Annotated in this window: 6 protein-coding genes; 4 read left to right on the forward strand and 2 right to left on the reverse strand. The window is 65.8% G+C overall.

The features are described from left to right. The first annotated feature begins 13 nt into the window (after positions 1–13). The 4 genes from AC1D1F_RS18780 (at position 14) to AC1D1F_RS18795 (ending at position 6176) form a co-directional block, all read left to right on the forward strand. A complete protein-coding gene (locus tag AC1D1F_RS18780; protein WP_477675478.1) occupies positions 14–1489 on the forward strand; it encodes an MFS transporter in 1476 nt (491 codons plus the stop codon). Positions 1490–1491: 2 nt separating this feature from the next. Further along, entirely contained in the window at positions 1492–2286 is a 795-nt protein-coding gene (locus AC1D1F_RS18785; RefSeq protein WP_477675477.1) for a class II glutamine amidotransferase, read from the forward strand. A 320-nt stretch (positions 2287–2606) separates the two neighbouring features. Continuing rightward, positions 2607–4841, forward strand: coding sequence for a TonB-dependent receptor (locus AC1D1F_RS18790; RefSeq protein ID WP_477675476.1), 2235 nt, complete (start codon positions 2607–2609; stop codon positions 4839–4841). 15 nt (positions 4842–4856) lie between these two features. After that, the gene (locus AC1D1F_RS18795; protein WP_477675475.1) at positions 4857–6176 is read left to right on the forward strand and encodes a PepSY-associated TM helix domain-containing protein; all 1320 of its coding nucleotides are present in this window, start codon (positions 4857–4859) and stop codon (positions 6174–6176) included. Here the strand turns inward: AC1D1F_RS18795 and gshB are convergent. Both gshB and AC1D1F_RS18805 read right to left on the reverse strand, forming a co-directional pair. After that, a complete protein-coding gene (gene gshB, locus AC1D1F_RS18800; RefSeq protein ID WP_477696204.1) occupies positions 6142–7098 on the reverse strand; it encodes a glutathione synthase in 957 nt (318 codons plus the stop codon). The two genes, AC1D1F_RS18795 and gshB, sit on opposite strands and share 35 nt — an antisense overlap. Further along, a complete protein-coding gene (locus AC1D1F_RS18805; protein WP_477675473.1) occupies positions 7095–8345 on the reverse strand; it encodes a benzoate/H(+) symporter BenE family transporter in 1251 nt (416 codons plus the stop codon). Before AC1D1F_RS18805 ends, gshB begins: the two co-directional genes overlap by 4 nt. Positions 8346–8600: the final 255 nt, after the last annotated feature.

Here is an 8600-nt window from a genome sequence, read left to right on the forward strand (position 1 = left end):
CCCGGGTTCGCGCGTGCCCGCTTCCCTCGCCGACCTGCAGGCGCGGCACGGCCCGCGCTATCGCTGGCTGCTGCTGCTGTCGGTCATGATAGGCACGATGGCTTCCATCATGTCGTCGACCATCGTCAACGTGGCGATTCCCGACATGAGCCACCACTTCACGCTGGGGCAGGAGCGCGCGCAATGGGTGAGTTCGGGCTTCATGGTGGCCATGACCGTTTCCATGCTGACCACGCCCTGGCTGCTGGCGCGCTACGGCTACCGCCGAACCTATGCGGGCACCATGCTGCTGCTGATGGCCGGCGGCATCGTCGGCGGCCTGGCCAACCATTTCAGCCTGGTGCTGGGCGCGCGCGTGGCCGAGGGACTGGCGGCCGGCGTGGTGCAGCCGATTCCCGCCATCATCATCATGCGAGCCTTCGGGCCGCATGAGCAGGGCCGCGCCAGCGGCCTCTTCGGCATGGGCGTGGTGCTGGCACCCGCCGTGGGGCCCAGCATAGGTGGCGTGCTGGTCGATTTGTTCGGCTGGCGCTCGATTTTTTTCATGGTGATCCCGCTGTGCCTCCTCTCGCTATGGATGGCCTACCGCTATGTGCCCGACACCGCGCCGGGCGGCGTGCCGGCGAACCGCAATACCGCCATGATCGACTGGCGCGGCCTGTTGCTGGGCGCGGTGGGCACGCTGTGCCTGCTCAACGGCATGGTCGAGTTGCACGGCACCGGCGGCGCGCGGGCGCTGGTCTTGTTGGGTGGCGCGGTCGCCGCGCTGGCAGCCTTTGTCTGGTGGCAGCGCCGCCTGGCCGCCACGGGCGGTGCGCCGTTGATGAACCTGGCGCTGTTCGGCTACCGGCCTTTCGCCATGGGCAGTATCGTGGCCTTTATCTATGGCACGGCCTTGTTTGGCTCGACCTACCTGCTGCCGGTCTACCTGCAACTGGGCCTGAATCTGTCGGCCTCGCACGTCGGTACTATCCTGCTGCCCGCCGGCCTGGTGCTGGCCGCCACCATCGCCGGCGTGGGCCGACTGGCCGACAAACACCCGACCTGGCTGCTCGTCAGCACAGGGCTGGCGCTGCTGGCTGCTTCGTTCGCGCTGATGCTCACGGTGAGCCTGGCCTCGGGCCTGTGGATGCTGGTGGCCTGGGCCACGCTGGGCCGCATCGGCCTGGGTTTTATCCTGCCATCGTTGAACCTGGGTTCGCTGCGGCCCTTGCATGAGCATTTGCTCTCGCAAGGCGCGAGCGCCATCAATTTCTTGCGCATGCTGGGCGGTGCGATCGGCGTGAGCCTGTGCGGCATCGTGCTCGAGTGGCGGCTCGCCGCGCATGGCGATTCCCTGGCCAACAGCACCAGCAGCCCGGCGCGGCTGGCGGCTTTCAACGAGGCATTCCTGATGCTGGCCGCCCTGTGCCTGCTGGCCATGGTGGCGGCCTGGCAGCTTCGCGTGCCTGTGGCCGGCATCTCCAACGACGAACAGAAAGCAGGCTGACCATGTGCCAACTCCTGGGCATGAACTGCAATGCGCCCACCGACGTGACCTTCAGCTTTCGCGGTTTCGCACAGCGCGGCGGCCACACCGACCACCATGCCGACGGCTGGGGCATCGCTTTTTTTGAAGGCGACGACAGCGTGGCCGGCGCCAGCGACAAGGGCCTGCGCCACTTTGTCGACCACCAGCCGGCCTGCAGCTCGCCGGTGGCCGAGCTGATCAGCCGCTACCCCATCAAAAGCCGCAACGTGATCTCGCATATCCGCAAGGCCACGCAGGGCCGCGTTGCGCTGGAAAACTGCCACCCCTTTGTACGCGAGCTCTGGGGTCGTTATTGGGTGTTCGCGCACAACGGCGACCTGAAGGACTTTGCGCCGCGCCTGCACGGCAGCTTCCGGCCCGTCGGCACCACCGACAGTGAGCGTGCTTTCTGCTGGATCATGCAGGAGATGGCCAAGTCGCATGCGGGTGTGCCCAGCGTGAAGGAACTCAGCATCACGCTGCGCGAGCTGGCCGCGCAGATCGCCGGCCACGGGACGTTCAACTTCCTGCTGAGCAACGGCCAGGCGCTGTGGGCGCATGCCTCCACGAATCTTTATTACGTGGAACGCAAGCACCCCTTCGCACATGCCACGTTGAGTGATGAGGATGTGAGCGTGAACTTCGCCGAGCACACGCGCTCCACCGACAAGGTGGCCGTGGTGGTCACGGCACCACTGACCACCAACGAAACCTGGACGGCGTTCGCGCCGGGCGAACTCAAGGTGTTTGAGGACGGCGCACTGGCCGCGGCCTAGCTTCGCGGCTGGGACGAGCGACGGCCATGCCCTCGCCGCGCAGCGCCGCACGGTCACCACATAGATGCTGTCAAAGTCGCCGCCTTTCCGGTGCGGCACGGCGTTCGGCTGGCGCCCCATTTCGCGCAGTGTGGCCTTGCGAGCTTGTGCCGGGCTGAGCCCCGGCCGGCCGGCGCGCATGGTGAATGACATGTATACATATCGTTGTGGCGCCGCAACGAAATCCGTCGAAGAAATGACGCAAGGAGGCTGTGGGCAAGAGGATTTGGTGATTAAGGTAATAATAATCATTCTCATTTAAAACACCTTCGGTCCCAACCATGCCCTCATCGCGTTTTCTCCTGACACCCATCGCAACCGCCGCCACCCTGGCCCTCTGGCTGCCGCTGGTCCATGCGCAAACCGCCCCCGCGCCGGAGTCCGGTACGCCAACCGCGACCTTGTCTACCGTGACCGTCAATGCCAGCGCCGATGCTTCGGCAGAAGGCCTCACCAAGCCGTTTGCCGGCGGCCAGGTGGCGCGCGGCGGGCGCGTTGGCATCCTGGGCAACCAGGACATCATGGAAACGCCGTTTTCCAGCACCAGCTACACCAACGAGCTGATCCAGGACCAGCAGGCCAAAAGCGTCGCCGACGTCCTGCTGAACGACCCGTCGGTGCGCGCGGCCCGCGGCTTCGGCAACTTCCAGGAGCTCTACATGGTGCGCGGCTTCCCCGTGTACTCCGATGACGTGGCTTACAACGGCCTCTACGGCATGCTGCCGCGCCAGTACATCGCGGCCGAATTCCTCGAACGCGTGGAAGTCTTCCGCGGCGCCAACAGTCTCCTCAACGGCGCGGCGCCCGGCGGCAGCGGCATAGGCGGCAGCATCAACCTGCTGCCCAAGCGCGCCCCCAATGAACCGCTGACGCGAGCCGGCCTGAGCTATCAGAGCGGCGGGCAGGCTTCCGTATCGACCGACATCGCGCGCCGTTTCGGCCCCGACCAGGCCACCGGCATCCGCCTGAACGCGGTGAAGCGCGACGGCGGAACCGGTGTCGACAACGAAAAAATGAATCTCACCGCCATAGGCGTCGGCCTGGACTGGCGCAGCAGCAATGTGCGCATCTCGGCCGACATCGGCCACCAGGACTACGCGCTGACTGGCGGCCGCCCGAACGTGACGCCGTCGGCCTTGCTGCCGATTCCCGCCGCGCCGGATGCCAAAAGCAATTTCGCCCAGCCCTGGACCTCTGCCAAGGAGCGCGACACCTTCGCCACCGTGCGCGCCGAAGCCGACTTCAACAGCGCCATCACCGGCTGGGTCGCCGGCGGCCTGCGCAACAGCTGGGAAGGCAACGACCTGGCCAACCCGACCCTCACCAACGCCGCGGGTGCCACGACCGGCACACGCTTCAGCAACACGCGCGAGGACAAGATCACCACGCTGGAAGCCGGCCTGCGCGGGAAGTTCAGCACGGGCAGCATAGGCCACACGGTGGTCGCCTCCGCCGCGACGTATAAAAACGACCGCTACAACGCCTTCGCGTTCTCCGCGGCCAGTGTGACCAGCAACATCTACACGCCGGTCGCCTCGGCTTTCCCGGTAGCCAACAGCGCCGCCCCCGGTTTTGTCGGCAACAACCTGGCCAGCCCCGCGCTGCAGGCCAAGACCGAGACGTCCAGCCTGGCCATCGCCGACACGCTTTCGTTCGCGAAAGACACCGTGCTGCTCACGCTGGGGGCCCGCAACCAGACCATCAAGCAGCAGACCTTCGCCTACAACACCGGCGTCGCCGCCGCGCCCATCGAAAGCAGCCGCACCACGCCGGTCGCCGGCATCGTCTTCAAGGTCAACAGCAACTTGTCGCTCTACGGCAACTACATCGAAGGCCTGGTGCCCGGCAAGATCGCCCCGTCCACCGTCACCATCGCCGGGGTGGTGACGCCGGTGACGAACGCCAACACGGTGTTCAAGCCCTTCCACTCCAAGCAGACAGAAATCGGCGCCAAATACGACGCCGGCACCTTCGGCGGCAGCGTGGCCCTGTTTGAAACCAACCGCCCGCTCGACGGCACGGTGGGTACTACCTACGGCGCCTTCGGCGAGCAACGCAACCAGGGCCTGGAGTTCTCGGTCTACGGTGAGCCCATGCGCGGCCTGCGCCTGCTCGGCGGCCTGACGCTGCTCGATGCCAAACAAAGCAAGACACTCACCGGCGCCACCGACGGCAAGGATGCCATCGGCGTGCCGCGCCAGCAGCTCAACCTCGGCGCCGAATGGGACGTGGCCGGCGTGCGCGGCCTGGCGCTCAATGCGCGCGTGATCCACACCGGCAAACAGTACGCCAATGCGGCCAATACCCAGGAGCTGCCGGCCTGGACCCGCCTGGACGTGGGGGCGCGTTACATCATGGATATCGGCAACGGTCGAGCCCTCACGCTGCGTGGTCGCGTCGACAACCTGCTCAACAAGTCGTACTGGGCCTCGGCCGGCGGTGCCTCGCCCACTGACAACTACCTGGTCATGGGCGCGCCGCGCACCTTCGTCGTGAGCGGCAGCATCGACTTCTAAAAAGGTTTTTCCGCCATGCGAACCCTCTGGGCCGTCCTGCATCGCTGGATGGGGCTGTCCACCGCGCTGTTCCTGATTGTCTCGGGCCTGACCGGCGCCGTCATCTCGTGGGACCACGAGATCGACGGCTGGCTGAACAGCAAGCTCTATGACACCGAAGCGCGCGGCCCTTTCCGCGACCCCTTCGAGCTGGCCGCCGCCGTCGAAGCCCACGACCCGCGCGCGCGGGTGGCCTACCTGCCGCTGGGTTTCGAGGAAGGCCATGCCGCGGGCTATTTCGTGCAGCCGCGCAAGGACCCGGCCACCGGCCAGCCCTACCAGCTCGGCTACAACCAGGTTTTCGTCGACCCGGTCACGGCCCAGGTGCGCGGCAAGCGCGATTCCAACGCGGTGTCGTTCAAGCCCGAAACCTTGATGCCTTTTTTACGCAAGCTGCATTACACGCTGCATGTGCCGGCGATGTGGGGCAGCGACCGCGTCGGCCACTGGATCATGGGCGGCATTGCGCTGGTCTGGTTGCTCGACAGTTTTGTCGGCTTCTACCTGACGATGCCGCGCCGCCTGCGCAAGCGCGCCGGCGCCGAAATCGTGCCGCACCGTGACCCGGCCAGCTGGTGGTCGCGCTGGAAACCCTCGTGGCTGCTGCGCTGGAAGGCCGGCGGCTACAAGCTCAATTTCGACCTGCACCGCGCCGGCGGTTTGTGGGTGTGCGGCCTGATCATCGTGGTGGCCTTCACCTCGTTTTCGATCAACCTGAACCGCGAGATATTTTTCCCGCTGCTGTCCATGGTGTCCAAGACCACGCCCGGTCCCTCCACGTTGGTGCCGTTGGCGCCGCTGGGTGCGCGCATCGAGCCGAAGATTGGCTTCGTCGAAATCGTCGGCATCGCCCGGGCCGAAGCCACACGCCGCGGCTGGACCACCACGCCGGGCGGCGTCTTCTACAACCAGCGCGGCGGTTTCTACAACGTCTCGTTCTTCGACCACGCCACGCATGACGACAGCGACGGCATGGACCTGTCCAACCTCTACCTGAGCGCTGAAGACGGCCGCCTGATCAGCAGCAACCAGCCCTGGCACGGCACCGCGGCCGACGTGTTCGCGCAGCTGCAGTTGCCGCTGCACGGCGGGCGCATCCTGGGCCTGCCGGGCCGCATCATGATGTCGCTGATGGGGATGGTGGTGGTGATGCTGTCGGTGACCGGCATCGTGATCTGGTGGCGCAAGCGGCGCTCGCGCGTGCTGGCGGCCCGCCGCGAGACGCAGGGCGGCCCCGAGGAGGCGAAGGCAGCGAGGCCGCTCAGCCTTTCAGCGCAGCCTCCAGCGCATCGATAAACATCGCCGCGACGTCAAAGCCGGCCTGGTCATGGATTTCCTGGAAGCAGGTCGGGCTGGTGACGTTGATTTCGGTCACGTAGTCGCCGATCACGTCGACGCCGGCCAGCAGCAGGCCGCGCGCGGCCAGCACCGGGCCCAGCGCCTCGGCGATTTCAAAATCGCGTTTTGACAGCGGCTGCGCCACGCCCAGGCCGCCGGCCGCCAGGTTGCCGCGCACCTCGCTGCCCTGGGGAATGCGCGCCAGGCTGAAGGGCACGGGCTTGCCGCCGATGACGAGCACGCGTTTGTCGCCCTTGGCGATCTCGGGCAAAAACTTCTGCACCATCACGCTTTGTGCGCCGTCACGGTTCAACGTCTCGGTGATGCTGCCCAGGTTCAATCCATCTTCCTTCACACGGAAGATGCCCATGCCGCCCATGCCGTCCAGCGGCTTGAGGATGATGTCCTTGTGTTCGGCATGAAAACGCTTGATGTCGGCCGCGCTGCGCGTGACCAGCGTCGGGCCGCTGAATTGCGCGAACTCCAGGATGGCGAGCTTTTCCGGGTGGTCGCGCAGCGCGCGCGGCTTGTTGAAGACTTTGGCGCCTTCCCGCTCAGCCTGTTCCAGTAAATGCGTGCTGTAGAAATATTCGCTGTCAAAAGGCGGGTCCTTGCGCATGACCACCGCGTCAAAGCCCGCGATGGCTTCGCGCGCGTCGGGTCGCGCGGCATCAGCCGTGAACCAGGTGTCCGCATCACCCGTCAGCGTGATGTGGCGCACCTGGGCCGTGACTTTCGCGCCGGTCTGCCAGCTCATGTCCGCCGGCAGGCAGGCGCTGACACGGTGGCCGCGCTTTTGCGCCTCGCGCATCATCGCGAAGGTGGTGTCCTTGTAGATCTTGAAGGACTCAAGCGGATCTGCGACAAAAAGAATGTTCATGGTTTGGAAGGGGTTCGGGTGTCTGCTGGGGCCGTCCCGGACGGGGATTCGCGGCGCTGCTGGCCGTATTGTTGTACAAACAGCGCCAGCGCGCCCGCCACCACACCCCAAAAGGCCGAGCCCACACCGGCTATTACCACGCCGGACAAGGTGACGAGAAACGTGATAAGGGCCGCCTCGCGGTGCGATTCGTCTTTCATCGCCGCCGCCAGCCCGCTGCCTATGCTGCCCAGCAGCGCCAGCCCCGCGATGGCGACCACCAGCTCCTTGGGGAAGGCCGTCAGCAGGCCGGTGATGGCCGCGCCGAAGATGCCGATCACGATGTAGATCGCGCCGCACGAGACGGCCGCCGTGTAGCGCTTTGCCGGGTCTTCATGCGCTTCCTTGCCCATACAGATGGCGGCCGTGATGGCGCCCAGGTTGAGCGCGAAGGCACCAAAGGGCGCCAGCACCAGCGTGGCCAGGCCGCTCAGCGTGATGATTTTGGAGATGGGAATGCCGCCGCCGGCACTGTCCGGCCCATAGCCCGCCGCGTAGATGGTTGCCACACCCGGCAGGTTTTGCGAGGCCATGGTCACTACAAACAGCGGAATCGCCATGCTGACAATGGCCGCGAAACTGAACGTCGGCATGGTGAACACCGGCATCGCAAAAGAAAAAGCCACTTCAGACCAGGCCAGTTGCCCGCGTGCGGCCGTAAAAACAATCGCCCCAGTCAGCGTCAGCACCACGGCATAGCGCGGCAACAGGCGCTTGCCCAGCAAATAGATCGCCAGCATCAGCAGCACCAGCGGCAAGGCCGTTTGCGCCGCCGCGAAAGCCTGGATGCCGAAGCGCGCCAGCACACCGGCCAGCAGCGCCGAGGCAATCGCCACGGGAATGCGGTTCATGGCTTTTTCAAACCAGCCGGTGATGCCGAACAGCGTGATCAGCGCGGCGCTGACCATGAAAGCGGCCACCGCCTCCCCCATCGAGAACCCACCGGCCAGCCCGGCCGTGGCCAGCACCGCCGCACCCGGCGTGGACCAGGCCACCATCACCGGTTTTTTGAGCCACAGCGAGGGGATCACCGAGCACACCCCCATGCCGATCCCCAGCGCCCACATCCACGACGCGATTTCGGCTGGTGTGGCGTTGAAGGCCAGCGCGGCCTGGAAGACGATGGCCACCGAACTGGTGAAGCCGACCAGCACGGCCACAAAGCCTGCGGTGAAGGCTGCGAGGTTGAGGTCTTTGAAAAATTGCATTTGGGGATTTTGGCAGGGGTTGGGGTGGGGTGCCGGGTCTTGCGCCGGCTGTCCGCGCTCCCTCTGTGCTCTCGTCTAAGTTCTGCTGGCCGGGGGTTGCCCGGCGGCAAGTAACTTTCTTTTGCTTCGCCAAAAGAAAGTCACCAAAGAAAAGGCGACCCGCAGTCTGGGTCCCCTGCGCTTCGCTACGGGGCAACCTGCGGTGCTCGACTACGGCGGGGTCTCGCGCAAACTCGCCTTCGGCTCAAACAAGCG

The organism is Polaromonas sp. P1_H6 (assembly GCF_056405195.1).